Below are 26,047 nucleotides of genomic sequence, written 5' to 3'. Positions count from 1 at the left end.
TCACAGGATATTCGGAACTTTTATCATTCCGGCTTCATGCTCTTCCACGCTTGCCAACATCTCTTCCCGGTCAAGAATATCTTGCGGAACATCTTCCCGTAGCACGTTGACAAGCTGCAACGGATGAGTCATCGGCTCTATGTGATCTGTTTCGACTTCTTTCAACACATCGCCAAATACGACCAATTCGGAAATGAGATCAGCAAACACTTCAGCTTCTTCATCCGACACGCCGATTTTAGCGAAATTCGCGAAGTATTTTACATCATCTTGGGTAAATTTCGTCATTTGATTTCCTCCCACTGCAATTGTACGACTAATCATACCATCTAACTGTTTTGTTGAAAAGTTACACAGAAAAGCGCAGGGCGCTTGCAAAGGTTCGCAGTCTAAGAACGCCGCGTCCTGCGGCAACGACTGCATGACCGGCATCCTGCCGGCCTCAGGCATAAGGCGAAGATGTGGCGTGGCGGTTTTTGCCACAGAGCATCTTCGAATTATGACCCGAGCTTTTAGCGCCCGGAGCTGGACACCGAAAAGCGCAGGGCGCTTGCTTTGGTATCAGTACCCGTATATATGAACAAATTCCTTTTCTCCAGCTTTCTTTACAATCAATGCCTCTGGACCATTTACTGTAGTGATGCTCACTTCAATGTCGATATTCGGAAAATATTTTTTGACATGATCAGTCAAAAACTGTGTGAAACCGATAATCTCAGTCTTCCCAAAAAATTGGACAGGTATATTAATCTGAAGCGACTGCATACGATCTTCCTTGAAAAAACCTGTTCCAATTACGTTTACGAAGCTTGGGAAGAACTTATCGATATCCTGTTTAAATTTATTGAATGTCGTGTTGATCTCACGATAATTTTCAATGTCAGACGAAGCAGGAAGCAATACATATTGCTCGTTCACTACTTTCCATCCAGACGGTGCAGCCTTCCCTTTATCAGCATAAGCTGTCGCAAAGTAAGTGCCCGGAACAATCGAATTCCTTTTTTCTTGCTTGAAAAGTCCGACGACTATTGGAATATCTGCAAATCCTTCTTTCGCTCTAAGCCTGCTGACAATAATTTCTGCCATGTCCATGCCTTTCTTTTCAAGTTCCTTGTCAGGAATGGTTGTTTGTTTACCATCTCTGCTGTAATAGACTGAATTTAAAGCAAGTCCTATGGATATTCCGGATAGGTGCACTTTCCTATCATCCGTCATCGTCAAATAATTCTGCTCCAATATATGAGCAAGATAGATTGGCTGTTCCTCAGCATCCTCGCCCTTTGCTTCCGGTGGATTCAAGCCAGCCTCATTGTTGGAACTTCTTGCAAGCCAAGTATTGGCAGTATCTTTATCGATATACTGGCCTTCCTGGAAAAAATGATTTTTCGGATCAAAATGCTGGGCAGATAGGCGCATTAGGCCTTCTTCCGACTCCTGGACATCATACTTCGTGTATATATTGTTAACAACTAGCCCGCGGCTTGCGCTTTTCTTAAAAGGAAGCAGAGTCCTGTAAAACTCGTCTTTCAATTGAACGTCGGGAATCATTACTGTTTCCTCGACCTTTTCATTTTCCTGGATGACTTCCTCTTTATCTGGGCCGATTGAAGGTAGACAGCCTCCCAACAAAAGGACGGCCGCCATGCCGGGTACTGCTAAGAACCTTTTCATACAAAATTACTCCTTTTCGCCGAGCGCATCGACCAACTCTGTTTCGTTCCAAACCGTGATGCCAAGCTCTTGCGCTTTAACAAGCTTGGATCCTGCGTCTTCACCAGCAATGAGAAGGTCCGTCTTTTTACTGACGCTCCCACTCACTTTACCACCCATTGCCTCTATTTGTTCTTTTGCGTCATTACGTGTCAAAATCGAAAGTTTCCCTGTCAACACAACCGTCTTTCCAGCAAATGGCCCTTCAGTCGGTAACTCCTCACGTATTCGGCCTTTATATATCATATTCACGCCATATGATTTCAGCTTGTCAATCACTTCCTGGACATCTTCATTTTCAAAAAATGAAATGACAGAGTCCGCGACTTTATCACCTATTTCGTGTATAGATGTAAGCCTATCCGCATCGGCCATTGCAATTTTCTCAAGCGTACCGAATTCTTCCGATAAAATATGTGCCGCCTTTTCACCAACATGTCTGATGCCGAGTCCGAATAATAACTTTTCCAAAGAATTCTCTTTGGATATGTCAATCGCAGATATCAAGTTCAATGCATTCTCTCCCCATTCGTTCCAGTGATAATAATTGGTCTTTTGTAAGGGCGTATAGATCTGATACATCATGAACGAGCCCAGCAGTATACAACTGGTCGACAACACGCTCCCCAATCCCTTCGATATTCATCGCATTGCGAGATACGAAATGGATTAGTGCTTCTTTCATCTGTGCCGGACACTGAGGATTTACACATCTTAATGCTACTTCTCCATCAATCCGGATAAGCTCGGAATCACATACCGGGCAATTATCGGGCATTTCGTAAGGTTTTTCCATTCCTGTCCGTTGTTCAAGGAGAACACTGACGACTTCCGGGATAATATCCCTGCTTTACGAATAATGACAGCATCGCCGATCCGAATGTCCTTTTCACGGATCAAGTCCTCATTATGAAGGGATGCCCTTGCCACTGTCGTTCCGGCAACTCGTACTGGTTCCAAAATCGCTGTAGGGGTGACAACGCCTGTCCGACCAACACTCAGTTCTATATCTAAAAGTTTCGTATGAACCTCTTCCGCTGGGAATTTGTAAGCAGTCGCCCATCTTGGACTTCTTGCTGTGAATCCTAATTGCTCCTGATCTTCATAGCCATCCACTTTAATGACGATGCCATCTATTTCATAATCTAGATCCTGTCTGCGTTCCTGCCAAGATTCAATATACTCGATCACTTCTTCAATTGAACTGCATCGCTTACTTCCTGTATTCGTCTTAAATCCAAGTGTAGCAAGATAATCGAGTGAATCCGAATGGCTGTCTTGTCCATACGCACTTCCATCCCCGCCGATTCCGTATATGAATACGGAGAGGTTGCGGCTTGCAGCAATTTTCGGATCAAGCTGTCGCAACGATCCCGCCGCAGCATTCCGTGGATTTGCGAATGGCTCTTCACCGTTTTCATCACGCATTTCATTCAATTTTATAAATGATTTTTTCGGCATATATGCCTCACCGCGGACTTCGATTGTTATAGGTTCTGACAGTTTCAAAGGAATCGCGTGGATTGTCTTCAAGTTCGCTGTGATGTCCTCCCCAATTGTTCCGTCCCCACGTGTCGACCCTTGAATGAAATTGCCTTTTTCATATTTTAATGAAACGGCAAGTCCGTCTATCTTCAATTCACAAATATACGTGATGGAATGGCCTGCACCTGCTTGTACCCGTCTATCGAAATCACGAATATCCTCTTCATTAAACACATTCGATAGGCTCAGCATCGGAAATTCATGGACCACTTTGCTGAAGTTAGAAAGGATTTCCCCTCCAACGCGTTGCGATGGAGAGTCCGGGAAAATCAAATCTGGATGCTCCGCCTCAATGGCTAACAGTTCCTGCATATGTTGATCATAAACAGAATCAGGGACAACCGGCTTATCTAATACATAATAGGCATGTCCATATTCTTTGAGCAGGTTATTGAGTTCCCGCACACGTTTTTCAACTTCATTTCGATTTATTTTTTGGTCCATGTTTTCCTCTCCCTACGCTTTTTCTATCGGAGCGAATTTAGCAAGTAACCGCTTGATGCCGACTGGTTCTGGGAATGCGATATCAAGTTCAAGATCGTCTTCTTTCCCTTTCACGCTGACGACCATGCCAGTTCCCCAAGTTTTGTGGGTCGCCTTGTCGCCCGCTCTCCAGCCCATCTTCTCTCCACCGCTCGATTGATATTTCGGCTTTTTGACTGCAGTTCGAACAGGCACTTCTGTTCTTCTATACCCGCCAAATGAAAAGCCTTGATTGTTATTCGATGTCACTTCAATGATATCATCTGAAATTTCAGCAATGAAACGTGATGGATTATTATAACTTGAGCGTCCAAACAACGTCCTGTAGGAGGCGCAAGTTAAGTAAAGCATACGCTCCGCCCTCGTTATTGCGACATACGCAAGTCTGCGTTCCTCTTCCATTTCTTCGTCGTCCCCTATGGATCTTGAGTGAGGGAATATATTCTCTTCCATCCCGATTACAAAGACGACTGAAAATTCAAGTCCTTTTGCGGCATGCATCGTCATAAGGACGATTTTTTCGGATGTTTGGTTCTCTTCTTTATCCAATGAATCGATGTCCGCAATAAGCGCAAGATCTGTCAGGAATGCAACGAGAGAGCGGTCTCCCTCATCTTCCTCTGCTCTTTTTTCAAATGCCTCCGTAACGGAAAGGAATTCCTCGATATTTTCCAATCGGCTTTCCGATTCAATCGTTTTTTCACGTATAAGCATTTCCCGATAGCCTGTCTTTTCTAACACTTGTTCAACTAACTCAGTGATCGGCAAGAACTCCTGCATTTGTGTGAATCCGTGGATCATATCTCTGAACTTCACTGCTTCATTTGCCGCTCTTGCTGTCAGCCCCATGAAATGCACTTCCTGTAAGGCGTCGAAAATTGAACGGTCATTCTCAATCGCAAATTGTGCCATTCTGTCGAAAGATGTAGCACCAATGCTCCGTTTCGGTTCATTGATAATCCTTGCAAGCGCCAGGTCATCATCGTTATTCGCAATCAGTTTTAAATAAGCCAATAAATCCTTAATCTCTTTTCGATCATAGAACTTTGTGCCTCCGACAATCGTGTAATCCAAATTGGATTTCACAAGATATTCCTCAATCATACGGGATTGCGCGTTCGTTCTGTACAGTATTGCGAACTGATCAAGCGTTAGATTTTCGCTTTCCTTCAGCTCGATGATTCTTTGTACGATAAATTGGGATTCATCCCGCTCGTCAGAAGCCTTGTAGACGGTAATTGAATCGCCTTCTGCGTTATCTGTCCGCAATTTCTTATCGTAACGACTACGGTTGTTTTGGATAACATCGTTTGCTGCTCGCAGGATGTTTTTGGTCGATCGATAATTTTGCTCAAGCAAGATGACTGTTGCGTCTTTATAATCTTTTTCGAATGAAAGAATATTTCCAATATCGGCACCACGCCATCTATAGATAGACTGGTCTGAGTCACCGACAACGCATAGATTTCTGAATTTCGATGCCAACATATTACGAGTCTGTATTGGGCATTATTCGTGTCTTGGTACTCATCAACATGGATATATTGGAATTTATTTTGATAAAATTCGAGGACTTCCGGTACGCGTTCGAATAGTTTGAGAGTCATCATGATGAGGTCGTCAAAATCGAGTGATTGGTTTTGACGAAGTTTCTTCGTATACCCTTCATAGACAGTTGCAATTGTCTTTTCATATGGGTTATGCGGATTGATCTGTCCCTTAAAGTTTTCCGCATCGATGCATTCATTTTTTGCCGAACTGATTGCGCCAAGCATTGCGCGTGGGTCATATTGTTTAGGATCAATATTCCGTTCCTTCAGCACGTTTTTAATGACAGTCAATTGGTCCGATCCATCAAGGATAGAAAAGCTTTTTGCGATCCCAATCCGATCGATGTCTCTTCGAAGGATACGAACACACATTGAGTGGAATGTGGATACCCACATCCGCTCGCCTGTTCCGGGTCCAAGTAGACCGTCGATCCGATTACGCATTTCTCTTGCTGCTTTGTTTGTAAATGTGATGGCTAATATATTTGAAGGGTAGACATTTTTTTCGACAATCAGATAGGCGATGCGATGTGTAAGTACCCTTGTTTTACCTGAGCCTGCGCCTGCCATGATGAGGAGTGGGCCTTCGGTTTTTTTTACTGCGCGGGCTTGTTCCGGGTTCATGCCGACAAGCAAGTCTGCTGCTATTTCATTCAAAAGTAATCCCGCCTTTCGTGGAACGTTTGTTCTTTATTATACATTATCGAAAGATAAATAACACTGTTGATTTCCGCTTCGGCGGACGCTTTCCGCGGGCGTCGCTTCAGCCTCCTCACTACGCTTCGCTTCGTTGCGGGGTCTTCTGCTGACGCTTTTCCCGCAGGAGTCGCCGCCCTACGCTTCAATCAACGGAGCTTCTTAAAAATATTTAGATCTTATATTAAAGGTACAGTTTTCACTGCTTCTACAGTGGACAAAGCAGCTTTCATGTCTTCATAGATGATGTTGCCTACTATGACTGTTTGGGCTATGGAGGCCATTTCTTTGGCGTCTTTTGCGCAACGGACACCTCCACCGTAGAATAGTTGTGTTTTTTCTAATACACGGGCGGCGGCTTTGACAATTTCTTTGTCTCCGTAAGTGCCGCTATATTCGAGGTAGAATACTGGCAAGTTAAAGAGATGCTCTGCCATGCGTGCATATGCAATGACATCTTCTTCGTCTGGGACTTCTTGTACACCTGTCAGCTTGGCCGCTTTGCAATCGGTGTTCAGAATGCAATAGCCTTCTGTTATGACCTCATCCCAATTCATCATATGACCGTATTCCTTAAGGGCTTTGTGATGGATGCCATTCACCCATTCTGTCTTTGTTGAGTTAAGGACTGTCGGGATGAAATAATAATCAAAGCCAGGCGTTACGGATTCGACCGTTGACACTTCAAGCGCGACCGGTACGGAGTATCTCCGTATGCGTACCAATAGATCGAGGACATTTTCGAGTGTTACTCCGTCCGTTCCACCTACGATAATGCCATCCGTTCCAGATTCAGCAAGTCTTTCGATTTCATCATCCGTCAAAGTTTTAGCAGGGTCCACTTTAAAGGCGTGGCGCCATTGTCTATAATCCATTGTTTTACCACCTAATCCATCAAATTACGTTGTCATCTTCTATCCCACAGTATACCAAAAAAACAGGCGGAACGTTTCTCCGCCTGTTCACTTCTTATCGCTATTTTCGATGAGCTCCGGGTAGAGGCGGTTCAACACAGTGTTATAGCCCCCCGAACCGTAGTCAACACAACGCCTGACGCGTGAAATTGTTGCTGTACTTGCTCCGGTTTCGTTTTGGATTCGATCGTATGTCTTTTTCTGTTTCAATGCATGAGCCACTTCTAACCGCTGAGCCATCGATTGCAATTCGCTCATTGTGGATAGATCATCAAAAAACATATAGCATTCCTCGAGATCCTTCAACTCCAATATGGCTTTGAATAGCTTGTCTGTCTGCTCACTTCGGATTTTATTTATTTGCATGCAAGTTTCCCCCCTATTTCCTATCGTTCGTTCAAGGAGTATAAGTGACTGATTTTGAGATTCCCGAAGTTGGAACAATATGGACCCATGTTCTTCCTGGAACTAATTTAGCTAACTCGCCATTCTCAACAGGCACTAAAAAACCGTCAATATTCTTCCATTCCAATTCTTTGGCAATACCCGCCTGGAACAGAATTGCTTTTCCGCCACTTTCAATATCGACGGCCAGTCTGCCTACACTATCGATTGTGCGGTGGCCTGCCTCAAGAACGAGGATATTGGAAACTCCAACTGGCGTGTCATTCAATTTATCAATTGTTTTGATGCCATTTACCATCCGGTCATACGTTGCATTTTCCGGATCATATGAGAATGTGGATATGAAATTTTTATCCGAACTGAAACGAATGTCGATCATTGTTGCAATATCCCCTACTCGTGCATCCTCGACGGAATCATGGAAGGCGAACTCAGGTACCTTCACGATTTCAGTAGATGAATTTGTTTTTTCCATAGCGGCTTTGATATTCTCTCCGCTAATATAGGAGTTATGTGGTGCTTTTCTGTCCGATGATCTTTTGAATAAAGTTCCGTCATATTGCATGCCATTTATATGATCGACATACTTTCTGTCCAATAAAGCTTTTGCATCCGGACTATAACCGTGTGCAACGTAAAACGCGTCCATCCCTTTTGACAAATAAACAAAATAATCCCGAGCACTTCGGATTGGCCCCACCGTTTCCGGAAGTTCACTTTGGAATAATGCCAAGAAGCGTGTCATATTCCCTTCAGCAAGGAATTCATATACGACATCTGCCTGGCTGATTCCCGATTGGGGTCGGCCGCCGGGTGGTTGTTGATTGTTGCAAGAACAGGTCTGGCCCAATTTTCATCCTCCGTTAACGCACCTATGAACGGCGATTGAAAACGCAGCGATCCGTTCACTTCATCCTCATCTTCAGTTTTTCGACTACTTCTTCAACTTCATCATTCTCCGTGGGCTCTGGATTTTTTTCTTCTGCGCCCACCTTTTCATCTTTCGAACACGCTGACAACAACAGCAACAAAATGGCCATTCCTATAAGCCATCCCCTCATATTCCCCTTCATTACTTCCTCCTATCTTTCCTTCGATGGAATGATTACTTCGTTCTTCATGACATTATAAAGCCCTATTTGAGTTGCCCGTACATATGGCAAATGTGTTGATTGTAAAAATAAGAAGGTATAAACGGCATCACCATGTTTATATCCCCGTTCCAAGAGTGCTTTTTTCAATTTCAGTTCCTGTTCAATTAGTACTTCGACGTTTTCCGCTGACAATCCTCCACTGATTGGAAGTGGGATTGACGCTGCAATCTTTCCGTCTTCATGCAACACCATTCCGCCCCGCATCTGTTTCATTTCACGGAATGCACGGAACATTTCTCGCTTATCTTTTCCAATCAAAATGATATCCCCTGTATTCGAATAGGAGGAAGCAAATCCTTGAACATGATCTGCGAATCCTTTAATAACCGTATTGACTCGCCACTTTCCATTCCGATCGATGAGCATAAGGAAGCTCTCGTCGTGTTCATCTGACAATCTGTCCACCGAAAGGTCAATTGTCACTTCATATGGTTTTGTAATGACGTCATTCACCATGTTAATACCTACTGAATGACTAAATTCGAAATCCTTTTCGCCTAAGTCGAAGTCCAATTTGAAATCTGGAATCGCAGACCAATCGACATTCTCGAATGACTCAGTAGGTTCATTGTTACGCTTCAGCCACTTGCCTTTAGAGAGAACGTCAGTTGGAACCGGGTTCTTGTCCTCCTTTAGGAAATTGAGCGTCGCATATCTTCCCGTCGCAATCACACCATGCAAATCGGTGATATCATAATAGCGCGCGATATTATAGGAAGCCATTAAATAAGCATCGATTGGGTTAACGCCAGCGTCGAGCGCTACTTGAATGCATTTATCCATGACACCATCCATGTGGAATGAAGGTGTCGAGCCATCCGTTGTCATCATGAGATGATCGAACACATCATGACCCTTTTCAAGGATCCCATTTAAAAGTTGCGGCAAATCCGGCGAATGGATGAATGGCGAAGCGTCACCGCAAACCCTTGCTGCAGGCGAGCTTCAACCTCCTCAACAGTCATCGCTTCGTGATCACCATCGACGCCTAAAAGTTTCATCCTCGCAAGCGTTCTTTCTGAGGACCCTGGGAAATGTCCTTCGATTTTTTTTCCGGCTTTTTTTGCCGCAATAAGTGAAGCGGTTATATCCGGATCACCATTCATGAGACGTGGCCATCCCGTCAATTCACCGCCCATTAAGACATCATCACGTTTCAACCATTCGGCGATTCTCTCCTGGTTGAACACTTCCTTTTCATCTTGTAAAACTGTTTGCGAATCAAATCTCGCCCACCAGTAGAATGAGAATGGCAGTTCGCGCAACTGTTCAAGCACTTTGAAAGCTTTTTCATTGCCTAAGAGCAAGAAAAACGTCAAATTATCCGATAGGAACGTCGTCGTTCCAAGTCGCCCCGCATACTCTGCGAATGTTTCTGGATTATATAGCTGGAAAGGATGAACATGCGGTTCGATATAGCCAGGAACGATTTTTTTATTCGTAGCGTCTACGATTTCAGTTCCTTCTGTAATTGCTGGCATCCTGTCACCTGCATAGACAATCCGATCTCCTTTGATCCAAATATTACCCGTCACCCATTTTTTGAAGATGGAATGAAGGTACGTCGCATTTTGAATGATGAGGTCCGGCGCTAATTTTCCGTTGATAACCCCAAGTTGCTGCTGAATTTCACGTTGGTCCCACATTTCAATAAACCCCTTTTGAAGAGAATTCTATATATCTATATATTTTTATCGTAGCATAGCATCCATTTGAAATATAGATGTTTCGCATCATTTGCATGAAATTTCAGTCGTCATGCGTCCGTGTATCATTTCCTTAATTGTGGGGACGCTAAGGGCAAACTTTTTTTCTATGCTCCAGATGAAGGGAGAGTTGGAGATGAATGAAAAGCCAGGAACTACTGGGGCACCCAAAACACCTCCTATAGTGAACACATTGTCTAAAATGTTCAATCCGTCAGGCGACGTCGTTCAAACTCCACTGCAAATGAAAGGTGAATGTGCGTTCCTCTTCTATTTGAGATCAGTGGCTGATGGCGATAAAATCCATCAGACTGTTATCCGGCCTTTTTTTGAAATGGCTTCTGAAGAAAGCTTTACATCCTATATCCATTCCTTGCCAAATCGAACAGATGTGCCCGATAAAGATAAACTGCTTACCAAGATCAGTTCAGGGTGCGTTTTGATTATTATACGTGATCAAACTTTTTTACTTGATATCCGCCTCATCAAGAACAATGAAGTGCAGGATACGACTATTGAGCCGACAGTCCTTGGACCGCAAAAAGGGTTAAGCGAGGACATCGGTACGACCATCAATTTAATTAGGCAACGGTACCATAAATCCTCCTTGAAGGTTGAAGAGATTGTAACGGATGATCAGTCTAAACGTGCCGTCGCTTTACTTTATGACATTGATTTGGTCGATCAGGAAGTTCTAAAAAAATTAAAAGAACAGATTAAAGATCTGCAAACTCCGTTATTACAATCCGCTGGCGAGCTCCAGCATTTCCTTAACAAAAGCAGATGGACGCTCTTTCCAACAACGTTAGTTACCGAACGGCCCGATCGGATCGTCTATAATCTGGTCGGCGGTAAAGTCATCATTGCCATTGATGGGAGTCCGAATGTCATCATTGCTCCCGTTATCTTTTTCGACTTCATGTCATCGATGGAAGACAATTACCACGTCTCTCTCTTATCAACGATGACGATACTATTAAGATATATAGGTTTGTTCATATGTATTTTACTTCCCGGTTTATATGTGGCAATGACATCCTATAACCCGAATATCCTTCGAATCGAACTTGCCCTTACAGTTGCGGGTAGCAGGATTGGTGTTCCGTATCCATCATTCATTGAAGTCTTTTTCATGCTCCTATTCATGGAATTGTTGACGGAGGCGAGCATGCGGCTGCCGAAAGCCGTCAGTGGGACTGCAACTACCGTCGGCGGACTAATCTTAGGGACGGCGGCAACAGAAGCAGCTCTCACGTCTACAATTATGATCATTATCATTTCTGCAATGGCGATTGCCACATTCGTCATTCCTGTCAACGAAATGAGTTTTACGATGCGGGTCGTTCGTGTATTATTACTAATTTACAGTTCCTTATTCGGAATGGTCGGTCTGCTGATCGGCTTTCTGGGAATTATTATGCTATTGGTTAATAAAGAAAGTTTGGGCGTACCTTATTTGCGAATTCCTTGGATTGGTAAAAACGATGAATTGAAGGCGGGCAATAAATGAGCCGGTTCATATTCTACTTAATTTTGATTAATATGATGACGAGTATGGTTTCCTTAACACCAAGAATTCTAATCTCTGGAAGCGGTAGTGGGACAATTCTTTCGTTAGTTCTCGCACTGATTATAGGGATTGTAATGACGTATATTCTTGTAAGTCTATTCAGTCACTTCCCGGGACTTGGCTTGCCCGAAATCTTGGAAGCGTATGCTCCTAAATGGTTTGCAAAACCGATCCTCCTTTTTTTGGGCTAGCCTGGTATACCGCTGGTCTATTTACACTTACTATTTATACAATTATCATTATTAGGTTTCTGACTCCTGCTATGTCGCTTTATACGATTGTGTTGACGTTTGTAATTGTTGTCACATTTGGCGTATTCATGAAAGCACATAACATCTTATATATGAGTGAAATTATTTTTGTCGTTGTTGTCCCTTTTATTGTATTTATTCAAATGAAAGGGTATTTTAGTCGCGATCTAAACTGGGATTATGTGCGTGTCGCACTTATGGAAATTAATCATCTACCGGATTACGGAGCTTTTACGTCTTCCCTCTTTATAGTCGTAGGGACCGCGAACTTAGTCATTTTTAATCGGGTTTTCACGCAACTGAAAAAGCCGACAGGCAAAGGAATAACCCTTCTCGGATTCTTCTTAGCATATGTCCTTGCGACGACTTATTTCCTTCCGATTGGCTTCACGGGGTACGACGCCATAAAGAATACTATGTTTCCATGGATTATGACGAGTGATTCAATACGGATGAAATTCGGGGTCATCGAACGAATCGTCTTTCTATTCATTGGCTCTTTTTTGGCGCTTGGTGTCGTTAGTATCATCATGCATTGGCATGTTTCCATCCAGTTGCTTTCGAGTGTTCTTTATTCTGAACGGTTCAAATGGAAATCTTTCAATTTAACTTCTCCATTATTGATCGTCATATTTTGGGCTGTTGCGATGACCGTAGTAGTAAAGATTACGACAGATGGCCTATTCAAGTATGTCTCGATGTTTGACAACTACTTCACCCCAGCCTTGCTCACTTTGCTAATCTTTTGTCTACTTTCGGCACGAAAAGGAGCTGCATCCAAATGGCGGAAAAGCAAAAAATAATAAAAGGGGGCATTGCAGCTGTCCTTTTTCTTATGGTGCTTCTACAAGCGGGATGTGCATTCAAAGACATCGACAAAAGGATCTTCGTCGTAGGAATCGGGATTGATCCTTCTGAAAAGGTAAAAGACGGGTACAGAGTGACATTGAAATTGGCAAAACCAATCGGAAATGTCAAACAGGCAACAACTCCCACCTACGCTTATTTATCACATGATGCCGATTCAATTGCGTTAGCCGTAGCTGAAATGGAAACACGCACCGACAAACTATTGGACTTAACGCATAACCGGATCATTATTTTGAACAAAGAATTACTTAGTAAGGATTTGGCTTCATTCATGGACTTTTTCACAAGGCGCGGAGATATTCAGATGATTTGCTTCGTCGCTGTTGCCGCAAACACGTCAGAAAAAGTCCTTTCCTTCGAACCGGCAATTGAAGCACCTGCATCGATTTCTTTATATAATTTTTTTGACAATACGGGTACAAAAGCCCCAACATCTTGACGACATTTCTATTTGAATTCCGACGGGAAGTGTTAGGTAAAGGGATTGATGCCGTTTTGCCGATCATCGATATTGACGAGGAAAATCAGGAATTTAAAGTCGAAAAATCGATTGTTATTAAACGGGGAGAAGAACCCATGGAATTGACGTCCGAAGAAACAAAGTATTTCAACTCAATTGCGAACAGCGCTTCCGGATTCAGTTATAATGTTAAGGAAGTAAATCACTCCTTCGTATTAAAAATCTATGAAGTGAGAGTTAAATATAAACTTATCCTGAACGAGGGTGAGCCTCGGATCGATATGAAAATCACAACAGTAGGTTACATCGGCGAATCCAAGCACCGTTTGAACGGCATGAATTTAGGGAAATACGATAAATTAGCAGCTGAACATATAAAAAAGCAAACCGTGGAATTATTGACAAAATTCCAAGAAAAAAATGTTGATCCGTTCGGGTTTGGCTTGCGATATCGGGCGACAAGATTATCGCATAAGGATACGATGGATGAATGGAATCGGATTTATCCTGACATCAAATTTAACGTCACAGTGAAGGTCAAGTTAAAGGGCACCGGTGCAGTTGAGTAATATTAAAAACCGAAAGCCGTTACGAAGAACGGCTTGCACAAGCGAAGCAAGTCTAATCGAAAGAAACAGACCACACATCAATATGTGTGGTCTGTTTTTATTTACTTTGTAATGTGCGCCAGCCGATATCTGTACGATAGAAGAAACCATTCCATTCGACTTGATTCAATCCGTCATACACTTTTGCTTGCGCCTCTTTCAAGGTTCCGGCTTTTGCAGTAACTAAAAGGACGCGGCCGCCATTGCCGATGAAATGATTTCCTTGCGCTTTTGTGCCTGCGTGGAAAACGTCAAGCCCTTTTAGTAGTGCAAGATTAGGCAATTTTGCTCCATTAACGACATCCCCGGATAGCCGTCCGATGCCAACACTACGCCGAGCATTGCTTCTTCATGCCATTCCAATAAAAACGGCTTTTCATTCATAAGTGCCATCATGAATTCACCGAAATCGGATGCCATCCTTGGCAGGACGACCTGTGTCTCAGGATCGCCGAAACGGGCGTTGAACTCGATCACTTTCGGGCCTTCATTCGTCAAGATGAGTCCTGCGTAAAGAATTCCAGTGAACGAAACGCCTTCCTCCGTCATCGCGCGCACGGTCGGAACGACGACCTTCTCGTATGCCTCTATAATGACAGCCTCGGGAATTTGAGGTACAGGGGAGTATGCACCCATACCGCCCGTGTTCGGCCCTTTATCGCCGTCATACGCGCGCTTATGATCCTGCGCGATGACCATTGGGTAGATTTGCCCTTCATGCACAAATGACATATACGAGAACTCTTCCCCGTCAAGGAATTCCTCGATGACTACGCGGGATGAGGAATCACCGAACCGTTGATTGCCAATCATATCGTCAACCGCTTCGATTGCTTCTTCGATAGTCATTGCGACAATGACGCCTTTCCCTGCAGCGAGCCCATCTGCCTTTACGACGATTGGTGCACCTTGCTGCTGGATGAACGCCTTCGCTTCATCTGCATCCGTGAACGTCCCATAAGCCGCCGTTGGGATACCGTACTTTTTCATCAGATCCTTCGCAAAGGACTTGCTGCCTTCAATTTGAGCGGCAGCCTTTGTCGGCCCAAAAATCCTAAGCCCTTGTTCTGTGAAGTAGTCGACAATACCCTCCGCCAATGGCTGTTCAGGTCCGACAAATGTCAAGTCGATCTGGCGCTCTTTCGCGAAAGAAGCAAGCGCTATGAAATCGGTTGCCGCAATCTGTACACAGACAGCATCCTTTTCCATGCCGTCATTGCCCGGCGCGACGAACACTTCCGACACCGATGCCGAGTTTTTGAATTGGCGGGCGATTGCGTGCTCCCGGCCTCCACTGCCGATGACAAGTACTTTCATCTGTATCTTCTCCTTCGATCAATGTTTGAAATGACGTACGCCTGTGAACACCATTGCAATGCCGTATTCATTTGCCTTTTTAATAGAATCTTCGTCTTTCACGGATCCACCAGGCTGAATGATTGCTGTAATACCCGCTTTGGCGGCAGCTTCCACAGTATCGTCCATTGGGAAGAACGTGTCCGATGCAAGTGCTGCGCCATTTGCACGTTCGCCTGCTTGCGTTAATGCGATATTCGCAGCTCCGACGCGGTTCATTTGCCCTGCTCCAACGCCAAGCGTTCTTTGTGCATCCGAAACAACAATCGCATTGGATTTCACATGCTTGACGACTGCCCAACCGAGTTTGAGCGCTTCCCATTCCGCTTCTGTCGGTTCACGGTCCGTTGCAATGCGGATGTCTGCATTTTCGAATCCGAATGTATCCGGCTCCTGTATGAGTAAACCACCTTCAACAGATACCGTATTCCAAGAATCCTTTATCTGTTGTCCGAACGGGATTGTCAAAAGTCTGATGTTTTTCTTCTTCGTTAATAATGTGTTTGCTTCCTCCGTGAATGACGGTGCAATAATGATTTCAAGGAAAATTCCAGAAAGCTGTTCAGCTGTTGCCGCATCGACTTCACGATTTAATGCGATGATTCCTCCAAAGATGGAAACCGGGTCGGCTTCGTATGCTTTATTGAAAGCCTCCGAAATCGTATCACCAACACCTACTCCGCAAGGATTCATATGCTTCACAGCGACTGCCGCAGGTTGCTGGAATTCCTTCACGATTTGGATGGCTGCATTGGCATCCTGAATATTATTGTAAGAAAGCTCTTTACCGTGTAATTGCTCCGCATTTGCGATGGAGAAGTCCGATCCAAGCGGACGGCTGTAAAACGCCGCCTTTTGATGCGGGTTTTCCCCGTAGCGTAGTGGCTGTTTTAATTCATATGTAAATGTGATTTGTTCAGGGAATTTTTCTTCTGATAGGTCTGTTAAATAGCCTGAAATGAGTGCATCGTAAGCTGCTGTATGACGGAACACTTTCGCTGCAAGACGACGGCGTGTTGCAAGAGTCGTCTGTCCTTCTTCGTTTAGCTCTTCAAGGACTTGTGCATAGTCAGCCGCGTCAACAATTACGGTAACGTAAGCATGGTTTTTTGCGGACGCACGAAGCATCGCTGGACCGCCAATATCAATGTTTTCGATAGCGTCTTCGACAGAAACGTTAGGTTTGGAAATCGTTTCTTTGAATGGATAAAGATTGACACAAACGATATGGATCGGCTCGATGCCGTGTTCGATCATCTGAGCTTGATGTGTTGGATCGTCTTGTTTTGCAAGGAGACCGCCGTGAATCATCGGATTAAGTGTTTTCACACGACCTTCCATGATTTCAGGGAAGCCCGTCACTTCGTCGACTGCTGTTACTGCGACTCCGTTTTCTTTCAGATGCTTCATCGTCCCGCCTGTTGATAGAATTTCATAATCGAGTTTCTCAAGCGCTTGGGCGAATTCCAATATACCGCTTTTGTCTGAAACACTGAGTAATGCACGTTTTTTCACGAGTGGTTACCTCCGATTTTTATAATAAACTGTTGCAAGTGAATTCAAGCTTTACACTTCATTTCACTGGTGAACAATGACTGTAACGCCTCTTTATAGATGACGTGTTCAACGGCATGTATTGCTTGCGCGGTCATTTCAGGATTACCTTCCACTACCCGGACTGCGGCTTGCGCCAAAATTGGGCCGGTATCCATTCCTTCATCTACAAGATGGACGGTGACCCCGGTCACTTTTACACCGTGTGCAATCGCTTGACCGATAGCGTCCTTACCCGGGAATGACGGCAGCAAAGAGGGATGGATATTGACAATACGTGAAGGATAAGCGTCAAGCAATGTTGGGCCAATCAGCCTCATATAACCTGCCAGCACAATCCATTCAACGCCCGCTTCTTGTAAAATGGCTATAAGGGCTTCTTCAAATTCTCGCTTTGAAGGGAATGCATTCTGCTCCAAAGCGACAGCCCGTATATCCGCTTGCCTCGCCCGTTCTACAACGAAGGAAGCGGGTTTATCAGTCATGACTAGTACGATTTCCGCATCCAATTCCCCTTCACGGCATGCAATCTCAAGTGCAGCAAAATTGCTACCGCTACCGGATGCGAAAATAGCTATCTTTGTTTTACCAGTCATTCTGCAAGACTCCCGTCATGGTCCCCGTTGAATATGACTCCCGTTCCGCGAACGACATGACCAATTTCAAACGCTTCTTCATTGTGCTCAGCCGCAATCTGGATTGCACGCTTCGCCTGATCCGCCGGAAGGGCGATGACAAACCCGATACCCATATTGAAAACGCTATACAGATCTTTATCAGACAGTTCGCCTTTTGCTTTCAGCATTTTGAAAACTGGGAGTACAGGCCATGACCCAAGATTGATCTCCACTCCAAAGCCTTCCCCAAACATTCTTGGAAGATTTTCATAGAAACCTCCACCCGTTATATGGCCCATTGAATGGACGTCAAGTTCTTCGTGAATTTGCATGACTGGCTTTGCATAAATCTTTGTAGGTTCAAGCAATGCCTGTCCTACCTTTCCAAGTTCCTCAAAGCCAGCAATATAGTCGTCAATCGCATATCCTTGATCTTCTAAAACGATTTTTCGAACAGTGAAAAACCATTTGAATGGATGCCGCTTGAAGAGATTCCGACAAGAACATCCCCTTCAGCCACTTTTTCACCGGTTACGACTTTACTTTTTTCGCAAGCACCTACTGCAAATCCTGCTAAATCATATTCCTCGACATAGTAAAGTCCTGGCATTTCAGCCGTCTCTCCGCCGATCAACGCTGCTCCCGACTGCACGCAACCGTCCGCAATTCCTTTGACAATCGCTTCGACTTTCTCAGGAACGGCCTTGCCAAGTGCGATATAATCCAAGAAGTATAGTGGTTCTGCCCCTTGCGCGACAATATCGTTCACACACATCGCGACGCAGTCGATACCGATTGTGTCATGCTTATCCGCAAGAAACGCCAATTTCAATTTTGTACCGACGCCATCTGTTCCGGAAATTAAAACCGGCTCTTTATAGTTAAGTTCCGAAAGATCGAACATCCCTCCGAAACCGCCAAACGCTCCTGCGACACCCTTACGTGCCGTGCGTGCGACATGTGATTTCATGCGTTCCACCGATTCGTAGCCCGCTTCAATATTGACTCCCGCCTTTTCATACGCCTTTGACATGGAATGTCCTCCTTTGAGAATGAATGTGCTTTTTTTCGTAAATGAATGCAGCTGTTTTAAAATAAATGAGTAATAAGAACTTTCCCGAAGCAAACGAGAATTTAGCGCGCACTCACTTCTTATCGCGAAAGTTCTTTTTCATGCGGCAATACTGTGTCCGCATAAATCTCCGTCGGGTATTCGCCTGTAAAACAAGCGAGGCATTGTCCGCAGTTCTTCATTTCAGGAGATCTACCGATTGCCTTTAACATTCCTTCCGCTGAAAGGAACGTCAGCGAATCAGCAGCAATCAAGTCACGGACTTCCTCGACAGAACGCCCGGTTGCTATCAAGTCCGAATCCGTACTGATGTCTACGCCATAAAAGCAAGGACTGACCAATGGAGGTGCTGCAATAACGACATGTACTTCCGTTGCCCCTGCATCCCTTAACATTTTGACAATCCGTTTCGACGTCGTCCCTCGGACTATCGAATCATCCACCATGACGACTCGTTTTCCTGCGACAACTTGTTGTACCGGCGAAAGCTTTAGCTTTACGCCTCTCTACGCATCGCCTGTGTCGGTTGGATGAATGTTCTGCCGACATATCTATTTTTAATCAATCCTAATTCATAAGGAATTCCGCTTTCCTCGGAGAATCCGATAGCCGCCGAAATACTTGAATCGGGAACGCCCGTAACGACGTCCGCTTCGATCTGAACTTCCTTTGCGAGTTGTTTCCCACATCGTTTCCGTGCCATATGGATATTAATGCCGTCGATATCTGAATCGGGTCTCGAAAAATAGACATATTCCATTGAACACATCGCACGATCTCCCGCCTCGGCAAATCGATCAGATTGCAAGCCTTTATTATTAATAATGATCAATTCACCAGGCTCTACCGACCGAATCGTTTCTGCGCCAATCAAATCAAACGCACAAGTCTCGGATGCAACTACCCACGCATCTCCCAACTTCCCGAGAGATAGCGGCCGCATTGCATTTGGATCCTGTGCGACCATTAGCCCTTCTTCCGTCAACAATACGAATGCGAAGGCTCCTTTTAACATCGAAAGCGCCTTTTTCACACGATCCCGCTGTGTTAACGCTCCTCCGGCACTCTTTTTGATTAAATGCGCCAGCACTTCCGTATCGGAAGTCGTTTGAAAAATGCTCCCTTGCTTTTCGAGGCTTTCTTTTAATTCCTGCGCATTGATCAAGTTCCCGTTATGCGCAATCGCCATGCTGCCCGTCGTAGAACGGAAGACGAGCGGCTGCACATTCTCCGCTCCCCTTCCATCTTCAGTCGTGTACCTAACTTGCCCAATTGCGCTATTACCTGTCAATCCTTTAAGTGAGTCACCGGAAAACACTTCATTAACAAGGCCTTCGCCTTTCTTCACTAACAACCCTTTACCATTCTTCGTCGCAATCCCGGCACCTTCCTGCCCGCGATGCTGTAACGCATGCAAGCCGTAATACGTGAGTTGTGACGCCTCTTCATGGCCCCAAATGCCGAATACGCCACATTCCTCGTTTAGGCCTCTGAGTTCAGCAAGCATGGAATTGCCCCTTTCCAAGCAGAACGGAATTCTTCCACCGTCCCGTCAATTAAAACAGTATTGTTATCGCCTTTTATGACGATTTTCTCTTCATTTGTAACCGTACCGATTTTCACTGCATCTTGTACAAGTGCATCAAAAGCAGTCGTAAGCTCTTCTTTTACTGTTACAAGGAACCGAGATTGTGTTTCGCTGAATAAAGCAGTTACCGCTGAACCTGAAATAGTCACTTCAGCACCAAGTCCATCTGCATCGAACGCCTTCTCACAAAGAGCAATTGCAAAGCCACCTTCAGACAAGTCTGTAGCCGATTGGACTAACTTGCTTTGAATCGCTTTTAGCAATGCTTTTTGGCGTGCAGATTCCACTTCAAGATCAATAGCAGGAACCTTACCGAAAATCTTGCCTTCCACCATTTGCTGAAGCTCGCTACCACCAAATTCAGTTGCCGTCTCACCAATCAAATAAATTGCGTCGCCTGCTTGCTTGAACTCAGTTGTCGTCACTTGCTGAAGATCATGAACGATTCCGACCAAGCCCATTGTCGGCGTTGGGTAAACTGGTACGCCATTCACTTCATTCGACATCGATACGTTACCTCCGATAATTGGCGCATTCAATGTACGACAAGCTTCAGAAATGCCATCTGCGGATTTCTCAATTTGCCAGAATACTTCCGGCTTATCCGGGCTGCCGAAATTTAGGCAATCTGTCGCTGCAATTGGCTCTGCACCTGAGCAGACAAGATTCCGTGCTCCTTCAGCAACAGCAATCTTTCCGCCCGTTTCCGGGTCAAGATAGATATAGCGTGAGTTGCAATCTGCCGTCATCGCAAGTCCCTTATTCGTTCCTTGCACACGGATGACTCCTGCAGAAGAACCTGGTGCAACGACTGTATTTGAGCGTGCTTGGGAATCGAATTGATTATAAACCCATTCCTTCGAAGCAATCGTTGGACGCTGCAACAATGCCGTCAACGTCGCTTTTAAATCTTCGACTGCCGGTTCAGTATTCTCGATTCGCTGGAACTCACGGAAATACGCAGGCTCCTCGGAAACTTTATGATAAACCGGTGCATCTTCAGCAAGGATATCCGCTGAAATTTCCGCTACAACCTCACCTTTATGAACAAGACGAAGCATTTTATCGTCTGTTACTTTACCGATTGCTACCGCTTCAAGACCATACTTCTTACATAGATCGATGATTTCATCTTCACGGCCATGCTTTACAACAACAAGCATGCGCTCCTGTGATTCGGAAAGCATCATTTCATAAGCTGTCATTCCTTCTTCACGTTGCGGAACAAGATCCAAATTTAATTCCACGCCATATCCCGCTTTCGAAGCCATTTCCGCTGAAGATGAAGTAAGACCAGCGGCACCCATGTCTTGGATTCCGATTAACGCATCAGATTTAACAAGCTCAAGACATGCTTCCATCAGCAACTTTTCAAGATAAGGATCTCCCGCCTGCATTACTGGAAGTTCCGCTTCTTCTCAACAGCAACCTCGGACGAAGACATCGTCGCACCATGGATTCCATCACGCCCCGTTTTCGCACCGACATACAATACTGTATTGCCGACACCAGAAGCGATACCTTTCTGGATATCCTCATGATTCAATAAACCAACAGCCATCGCATTGACAAGCGGGCGCTTCGAATAGCTATTATCAAACTGCACTTCCCCAGCCACTGTCGGAATCCCGATTGTATTCCCATAGCTTGCAATCCCCGCAACCGCCTGTTCAAATAAATAACGATCACGTGCATCAGACAAATCACCGAAACGCATCGAGTTGACGAGTGCAACCGGACGGGCACCCATCGAGAAAACGTCACGAATGATTCCGCCAGCACCAGTCGCTGCGCCGATGAATGGCTCGATTGCTGAAGGGGAGTTATGCGATTCCATTTTGAATACTGCCGCCTGATTATCCCCGATATCGACGATTCCTGCACCTTCCCCAGGACCTTGCAAGACACGTGCCCCTTCTGTCGGGAATTTGCGCAATACCGGCTTCGAGCTTTTATATGAACAATGCTCAGACCACATAGCAGAGAACAAACCTGTTTCCGTGTAATTTGGAAGACGTCCAATCATGCCAACCGCACGTTCGAACTCCTCATCGGTCATCCCCATTTGAAGGTATAATTTTTCATCTTTGATTTGCTGAGCTGTAGGTTCATGCATGGCTGACATTGTTCTCACTCCAGTTCTTCAAGATTGATTGGAATAAAGGCAATCCGTCCGTTCCACCGATAATTTCTTCGACCGCCCGTTCAGGTAGCGGCATCATCCCAAGGACATTGCCTCTTTCATTCAACACACCGGCAATTTCTTCCACACTGCCATCCGCATTTCCATCTTCATATGTAAATACAATTCTGTTCGTCTCTTTTAAGAGTTGGGCAGTATCCGAGTCAACATAATAATTGCCATACTCATGGGCAAATGGAATTGTAAGTAACTGACCTTGTTCATAGTTGCTTGTGAAATAGGTCGAAGCATTTTGAACAGTAAGCTTCGCTTTACCGCTTCTGAATTTTAAGCCTTTATTCCGTAAGAATGCGCCTGGTAGGATACCCGCCTCAACAAGGATTTGGAAGCCATTTCCTACACCAAGCACTAATTTCCCGGAATCAGCAAAAGCTTTTAAACTCGCAATCGACTTAGAGCTTTGTGCAAGCGCACCTGGGCGTAATAATCTCCATAAGAAGCTCCAGTCGGTATCAATACAGCATCGTAATTTTCCAAAACAGCATCCGTGTGGCTGACGATTTCAGCACCCTCACCGATAACATCTCTCACTGCACGCAACATATCCACGTCACAACTGGATCCGGAAAACTTAAAATGGCGAACCTCATTTACCCGCAACCTCCCCGATTTCAAAGCTATAGTTCTCAATCACTTTATTGACAAGAAGCTTATCGCACATTTCCGTCACACGTGTTTCGATTTCAGCGGCTGTTCCGCAAGTTCAAGTTCAATCAGCCTTCCAATACGTACGCTTTCCACTTCGTCAAACCCCATCGTTTGTAGTGCCTCCTGTGCAGCAATGCCTTGTGGATCTACAACACTTTCGCGTAATGTTACGTAAACTTTAACTTTTGTCATTTTGGTTTCCTCCCAATTGAAATCGCATTAATTTGATTGATTAAGCCCAAATGCCTGTAGAATCTATATCTTGTAACGTTTTCTCAATATCATCTGTCATGATTGTGACATGCCCCATCTTACGTTTTTCCTTCGCTTCCGCTTTTCCATAAAGATGAACGGACCAATCCGGATAGTTCACGATAACTTTTTTAAGGGGAGCCACATGTTCACCTAATACATTCACCATAATGGACGGTGCCCATAGCTTCGGCTTTCGAAGCGGCCAACCGCAAACTGCGCGGACATGCTGATGGAACTGTGAAACATTACATGCCTCAATCGAGTAATGCCCTGAATTATGCGGCCGTGGTGCCAGTTCGTTGATAATGATTTCATCATTTTCGAGTACAAACATTTCTACCGCCAATGTTCCTACAAGCTCAAGGTGGTCAGCAATCTGCTTCGCCGCCTCTTCAGCTTTTCCAATTACTTTGGAACTCACCCTTGCCGGTACAATTGATTCATGTAAAATATGATGTTTATGAATGTTTTCAGCGATTGGCAGGCAGTACGACTCCCCTTCCGGATTCCGTTGAATGATGACTGAAATCTCTTTAGTGAATGGAACGAAAGCTTCCGCTATGCATGTTGAATGTTCGAATAGACTTTCCGCCTCTTTAATATCTTCTAGTGAATTAAGCTTTACTTGCCCTTTTCCATCATATCCGCCGAAAGCGGTTTTAACGATGCAAGGAAAACCAACTGTATTTATTTTCCCTTTTAACTCTTCAAACGTTTCAGCCGTCACATAGTTAGCTACAGGAGCGCCTGACGCCTTAATTTCCGCCTTTTCCGTTGCCCTATTTTGGGTGATTCTTACAAGCTCAGCCCCTTGTGGCACATAAGCGATTTCGCTAAGACGTTTAAGGCCAACATAATCAATATTCTCGAACTCGTACGTAATTACATCACTTACTTCGCCAAGCTCTTCAAGTGCCGTCTCATCATTATAAGAAGCGACTATCCGGATATCGGCGATCTGTCCGCAAGGCGAATCCATCGTAGGGTCAAGTACAGCTATTCGAAAACCCGCTTCTTTCGCTGCAAGTCCCATCATCCTGCCTAACTGTCCCCCACCAATGATTCCAATTGTCTGGCCTGGTAAGATTGTCTTCATTCCAATTCACCGCTGCTTTCCAATGCCGCTTCGCGCATATTATCTCGACGTTCTTGGAGTCTCGCCTGTAGTTCCGTATCATGCACCGCCAAAAACTGGGCAGCAAGTAGTCCTGCATTCGTTGCCCCTGCTTTGCCAATTGACACAGTTGCGACTGGAACACCACCAGGCATCTGGACAATTGATAACAATGAGTCCATTCCGTTCAGTGCTTTGGATTGAACAGGAACGCCGATGACCGGCAAAGAGTCTTCGAAGCAACCATCCCCGGAAGATGGGCAGCTCCGCCTGCTCCCGCGATAATGACTTCTATTCCTCTATATTGCGCCTGTTCCGCATACTCAAACATATAATCCGGTGTGCGGTGTGCTGAGACCACTTTCTTTTCATATAGCACATTCAGTTCATCCAAAATATCGCAAGAAGATGCTTCATCGTTTCCCAATCACTTTTACTTCCCATGATGACGCCAATTTTCGGTTCCACAGACAATTCTCTCCTTCTTTTCAATAAAATAAAAAAATCCTTGAATAAACTATTTTCCACATACATGGAAAGCAGTTCATTCAAGGATAATGTTCAAATGGCATAAGGATGAATGTACACATTTTAAAATGGCACATCTTTCGCCAAATCCTTAAATTCGCTTTCCCGCATAGTCCAGACATTACGGTGTCCTGGTAGAAACGCTGAAGCCAATTCTTCAGCATATATGTGGGTCTTCTATTACTATCTTTATAATATCAACTGAAAGTAGCCACGTCAATAAAAAATACGAACGATAAATAATTCCATTTATTCATCGTTCGTATTTTAGACAATTATTCACTTAAAATCCCTTTGAATTTAATAATTTGACGGATTGGGACATACTCTCCAGCCTCTTCCTTAAAAACTGGTTCTTCCTTTCGACCAGCCACGGAATAGCCGGCAGCTGATAGACGTTGCAGGCATTCAGCAACTGTCTCGCCCTCTTCAACTTCAAACCAAACCGTTTTCTTCTTTGAACTCATTTAAACAATTTTCCTCTCTTAACAGACTTCACCCAAAATCCACCATGAATCGTCTTTGGCTCATATGAAATAATGAATGCTTTCGGATCGAGCTGTTTGATTGTATCATAAAGTTTCAATTCATCTTTTCGCGGTGTTAAAATCTGCATGGCAGAACGTCTGCCTTCCAAACCATTCGCAGACCAATCCGTCACACCATACCCTTTTTCACGTAATAATTTTGGCATTTCATAATCCACATCTGCAGTGATCACATTAACGGTAATATAACCAAGGGCAAGTTTTTCCTCAATCTTCGAACCAATAATAACACCAATCCCGTAACCGACCGCATATGCAATGATATTTTGTATTTCATTCAGATTATCTAACACTAAGCCAAGGCCGACAATGTAGATAACGACCTCAACCATACTTACAACAGCCGCAATATACCGATATCCTTTCAGAGTAAGAATCATTCGGACCGTAAAGAAAGTCACATATACGATGTTAATTGCAAAAATGATAAGAACCATAGTCATTATACGTCAACCCCCTTCTTCTAGGATGACCTTCATCTTAACGCTCAATACAGGAGAATTCAAGAAATTAATAGTGGAGGACTATGAAGGATGTGGATAATCGGAGGTGTTTTGGACAGGGATGGGATGCTTGAGCGTTGGGGGCCGATTCGTGAGCGTGGGGGATGAATTCTTGAGCACGGCAATGGATTCTTGAGCG

19 protein-coding genes, 9 pseudogenes and 1 riboswitch are annotated in these 26,047 nt (G+C 44.5%); of the genes and pseudogenes, 5 read left to right on the top strand and 23 right to left on the bottom strand.

Annotated elements, in window-relative coordinates; all coding sequences use genetic code 11:
- The 11 genes and pseudogenes from gatC to QNH10_RS06710 form a co-directional block, all read right to left on the bottom strand.
- Positions 1–288: an Asp-tRNA(Asn)/Glu-tRNA(Gln) amidotransferase subunit GatC gene (gene gatC / locus QNH10_RS06760; RefSeq protein ID WP_283734004.1), complete on the bottom strand. Its 288-nt coding sequence runs from the start codon at positions 286–288 to the stop codon at positions 1–3.
- A gap of 273 nt (positions 289–561) precedes the next feature.
- Positions 562–1,671, bottom strand: coding sequence for a CamS family sex pheromone protein (locus QNH10_RS06755; protein ID WP_283734003.1), 1,110 nt, complete (start codon positions 1,669–1,671; stop codon positions 562–564).
- A 6-nt stretch (positions 1,672–1,677) separates the two neighbouring features.
- Positions 1,678–2,223 carry a helix-hairpin-helix domain-containing protein gene (locus tag QNH10_RS06750; RefSeq protein WP_283734002.1) on the bottom strand — a complete coding sequence of 182 codons (546 nt, stop codon included), beginning with the start codon at positions 2,221–2,223 and terminating at the stop codon, positions 1,678–1,680.
- Positions 2,201–2,488: a hypothetical protein gene (locus tag QNH10_RS06745; RefSeq protein WP_283734001.1), complete on the bottom strand. Its 288-nt coding sequence runs from the start codon at positions 2,486–2,488 to the stop codon at positions 2,201–2,203. Before QNH10_RS06745 ends, QNH10_RS06750 begins: the two co-directional genes overlap by 23 nt.
- Entirely contained in the window at positions 2,431–3,699 is a 1,269-nt protein-coding gene (gene ligA, locus QNH10_RS06740; RefSeq protein ID WP_283734000.1) for an NAD-dependent DNA ligase LigA, read from the bottom strand. Before ligA ends, QNH10_RS06745 begins: the two co-directional genes overlap by 58 nt.
- A gap of 12 nt (positions 3,700–3,711) precedes the next feature.
- Positions 3,712–5,912 (bottom strand): annotated as a pseudogene (pcrA, locus tag QNH10_RS06735) (DNA helicase PcrA).
- 251 nt (positions 5,913–6,163) lie between these two features.
- Complete coding sequence (gene pcrB, locus QNH10_RS06730; protein WP_283733999.1) at positions 6,164–6,859, bottom strand: heptaprenylglyceryl phosphate synthase; 696 nt, start codon at positions 6,857–6,859, stop codon at positions 6,164–6,166.
- Positions 6,860–6,946: 87 nt separating this feature from the next.
- Complete coding sequence (locus tag QNH10_RS06725; protein WP_283733998.1) at positions 6,947–7,264, bottom strand: YerC/YecD family TrpR-related protein; 318 nt, start codon at positions 7,262–7,264, stop codon at positions 6,947–6,949.
- A 31-nt stretch (positions 7,265–7,295) separates the two neighbouring features.
- Positions 7,296–8,153 (bottom strand): DUF3048 domain-containing protein, encoded by an 858-nt coding sequence (locus QNH10_RS06720; protein WP_283733997.1) that lies wholly within the window; start codon positions 8,151–8,153, stop codon positions 7,296–7,298.
- A 55-nt stretch (positions 8,154–8,208) separates the two neighbouring features.
- Positions 8,209–8,376: a hypothetical protein gene (locus QNH10_RS06715; protein WP_283733996.1), complete on the bottom strand. Its 168-nt coding sequence runs from the start codon at positions 8,374–8,376 to the stop codon at positions 8,209–8,211.
- 9 nt (positions 8,377–8,385) lie between these two features.
- A pseudogene (locus QNH10_RS06710) lies at positions 8,386–10,103 on the bottom strand (adenine deaminase C-terminal domain-containing protein).
- Positions 10,104–10,299: 196 nt separating this feature from the next.
- Here QNH10_RS06710 and QNH10_RS06705 point away from each other — a divergent pair.
- The 5 genes from QNH10_RS06705 to QNH10_RS06685 all read left to right on the top strand — a co-directional run bounded on the left by QNH10_RS06705 (position 10,300) and on the right by QNH10_RS06685 (position 13,883).
- Positions 10,300–11,673: a spore germination protein gene (locus QNH10_RS06705; protein ID WP_283733995.1), complete on the top strand. Its 1,374-nt coding sequence runs from the start codon at positions 10,300–10,302 to the stop codon at positions 11,671–11,673.
- Complete coding sequence (locus tag QNH10_RS06700; protein WP_283733994.1) at positions 11,670–11,924, top strand: hypothetical protein; 255 nt, start codon at positions 11,670–11,672, stop codon at positions 11,922–11,924. Before QNH10_RS06705 ends, QNH10_RS06700 begins: the two co-directional genes overlap by 4 nt.
- Positions 11,925–11,995: 71 nt before the next feature.
- Complete coding sequence (locus QNH10_RS06695) at positions 11,996–12,787, top strand: hypothetical protein (protein ID WP_283733993.1); 792 nt, start codon at positions 11,996–11,998, stop codon at positions 12,785–12,787.
- Positions 12,766–13,293 (top strand): Ger(x)C family spore germination protein, encoded by a 528-nt coding sequence (locus tag QNH10_RS06690; RefSeq protein ID WP_283733992.1) that lies wholly within the window; start codon positions 12,766–12,768, stop codon positions 13,291–13,293. Before QNH10_RS06695 ends, QNH10_RS06690 begins: the two co-directional genes overlap by 22 nt.
- Positions 13,290–13,883, top strand: coding sequence for a Ger(x)C family spore germination C-terminal domain-containing protein (locus QNH10_RS06685; RefSeq protein ID WP_283733991.1), 594 nt, complete (start codon positions 13,290–13,292; stop codon positions 13,881–13,883). Before QNH10_RS06690 ends, QNH10_RS06685 begins: the two co-directional genes overlap by 4 nt.
- 97 nt (positions 13,884–13,980) lie before the next feature.
- Here the strand turns inward: QNH10_RS06685 and purD are convergent.
- From purD to QNH10_RS06625, 12 genes and pseudogenes are all read right to left on the bottom strand, one after another.
- Positions 13,981–15,239, bottom strand: a pseudogene (gene purD / locus QNH10_RS06680) (phosphoribosylamine--glycine ligase).
- Between the two features lie 18 nt (positions 15,240–15,257).
- Positions 15,258–16,793: a bifunctional phosphoribosylaminoimidazolecarboxamide formyltransferase/IMP cyclohydrolase gene (gene purH, locus QNH10_RS06675; protein ID WP_283733990.1), complete on the bottom strand. Its 1,536-nt coding sequence runs from the start codon at positions 16,791–16,793 to the stop codon at positions 15,258–15,260.
- A 44-nt stretch (positions 16,794–16,837) separates the two neighbouring features.
- Positions 16,838–17,428 (bottom strand): phosphoribosylglycinamide formyltransferase, encoded by a 591-nt coding sequence (purN, locus tag QNH10_RS06670; RefSeq protein WP_283733989.1) that lies wholly within the window; start codon positions 17,426–17,428, stop codon positions 16,838–16,840.
- Positions 17,425–18,482 (bottom strand): annotated as a pseudogene (gene purM / locus QNH10_RS06665) (phosphoribosylformylglycinamidine cyclo-ligase). Before purM ends, purN begins: the two are co-directional and overlap by 4 nt.
- Before the next feature lie 119 nt (positions 18,483–18,601).
- A pseudogene (purF, locus tag QNH10_RS06660) lies at positions 18,602–20,028 on the bottom strand (amidophosphoribosyltransferase).
- A pseudogene (purL, locus tag QNH10_RS06655) lies at positions 20,004–22,174 on the bottom strand (phosphoribosylformylglycinamidine synthase subunit PurL). The pseudogenes purF and purL overlap by 25 nt, the downstream one beginning before the upstream one ends.
- A 43-nt stretch (positions 22,175–22,217) precedes the next feature.
- Positions 22,218–22,902: pseudogene (purQ, locus tag QNH10_RS06650) on the bottom strand (phosphoribosylformylglycinamidine synthase subunit PurQ).
- Positions 22,899–23,152: pseudogene (gene purS / locus QNH10_RS06645) on the bottom strand (phosphoribosylformylglycinamidine synthase subunit PurS). The pseudogenes purQ and purS overlap by 4 nt, the downstream one beginning before the upstream one ends.
- Before the next feature lie 40 nt (positions 23,153–23,192).
- Positions 23,193–24,311 (bottom strand): 5-(carboxyamino)imidazole ribonucleotide synthase, encoded by a 1,119-nt coding sequence (gene purK / locus QNH10_RS06640; RefSeq protein ID WP_283733988.1) that lies wholly within the window; start codon positions 24,309–24,311, stop codon positions 23,193–23,195.
- A pseudogene (purE, locus tag QNH10_RS06635) lies at positions 24,308–24,773 on the bottom strand (5-(carboxyamino)imidazole ribonucleotide mutase). Before purE ends, purK begins: the two are co-directional and overlap by 4 nt.
- Positions 24,774–24,947: 174 nt before the next feature.
- Positions 24,948–25,047: riboswitch (purine riboswitch) on the bottom strand.
- Between the two features lie 85 nt (positions 25,048–25,132).
- Positions 25,133–25,324, bottom strand: a complete 192-nt coding sequence (locus tag QNH10_RS06630) for an NETI motif-containing protein (RefSeq protein ID WP_283733987.1) — start codon at positions 25,322–25,324, stop codon at positions 25,133–25,135.
- A complete protein-coding gene (locus QNH10_RS06625; RefSeq protein WP_283733986.1) occupies positions 25,321–25,848 on the bottom strand; it encodes a DUF2179 domain-containing protein in 528 nt (175 codons plus the stop codon). The genes QNH10_RS06630 and QNH10_RS06625 overlap by 4 nt, the downstream gene beginning before the upstream one ends.
- Positions 25,849–26,047 lie beyond the last annotated feature (199 nt).

Origin of the sequence: Sporosarcina thermotolerans (assembly GCF_030067815.1) — a bacterium.
GTDB classification, from domain to species: domain Bacteria; phylum Bacillota; class Bacilli; order Bacillales_A; family Planococcaceae; genus Sporosarcina; species Sporosarcina thermotolerans.
This window is presented reverse-complemented; position numbering and strand designations above follow the sequence as displayed.

Excerpts from the sequence above, each read along its gene's own strand:
- ligA (WP_283734000.1), bottom strand. The coding sequence starts at position 3,699 with ATGGACCAAAAAATAAATCGAAATGAAGTTGAAAAACGTGTGCGGGAA.
- QNH10_RS06700 (WP_283733994.1), top strand. The coding sequence starts at position 11,670 with ATGAGCCGGTTCATATTCTACTTAATTTTGATTAATATGATGACGAGT.
- purN (WP_283733989.1), bottom strand. The coding sequence starts at position 17,428 with ATGACTGGTAAAACAAAGATAGCTATTTTCGCATCCGGTAGCGGTAGC.
- QNH10_RS06755 (WP_283734003.1), bottom strand. The coding sequence starts at position 1,671 with ATGAAAAGGTTCTTAGCAGTACCCGGCATGGCGGCCGTCCTTTTGTTG.
- QNH10_RS06745 (WP_283734001.1), bottom strand. The coding sequence starts at position 2,488 with ATGCCCGATAATTGCCCGGTATGTGATTCCGAGCTTATCCGGATTGAT.
- QNH10_RS06625 (WP_283733986.1), bottom strand. The coding sequence starts at position 25,848 with ATGACTATGGTTCTTATCATTTTTGCAATTAACATCGTATATGTGACT.
- purK (WP_283733988.1), bottom strand. The coding sequence starts at position 24,311 with ATGAAGACAATCTTACCAGGCCAGACAATTGGAATCATTGGTGGGGGA.
- QNH10_RS06690 (WP_283733992.1), top strand. The coding sequence starts at position 12,766 with ATGGCGGAAAAGCAAAAAATAATAAAAGGGGGCATTGCAGCTGTCCTT.
- QNH10_RS06715 (WP_283733996.1), bottom strand. The coding sequence starts at position 8,376 with ATGAAGGGGAATATGAGGGGATGGCTTATAGGAATGGCCATTTTGTTG.
- QNH10_RS06705 (WP_283733995.1), top strand. The coding sequence starts at position 10,300 with ATGAATGAAAAGCCAGGAACTACTGGGGCACCCAAAACACCTCCTATA.
- QNH10_RS06725 (WP_283733998.1), bottom strand. The coding sequence starts at position 7,264 with ATGCAAATAAATAAAATCCGAAGTGAGCAGACAGACAAGCTATTCAAA.
- gatC (WP_283734004.1), bottom strand. The coding sequence starts at position 288 with ATGACGAAATTTACCCAAGATGATGTAAAATACTTCGCGAATTTCGCT.
- QNH10_RS06630 (WP_283733987.1), bottom strand. The coding sequence starts at position 25,324 with ATGAGTTCAAAGAAGAAAACGGTTTGGTTTGAAGTTGAAGAGGGCGAG.
- QNH10_RS06695 (WP_283733993.1), top strand. The coding sequence starts at position 11,996 with ATGTCGCTTTATACGATTGTGTTGACGTTTGTAATTGTTGTCACATTT.
- pcrB (WP_283733999.1), bottom strand. The coding sequence starts at position 6,859 with ATGGATTATAGACAATGGCGCCACGCCTTTAAAGTGGACCCTGCTAAA.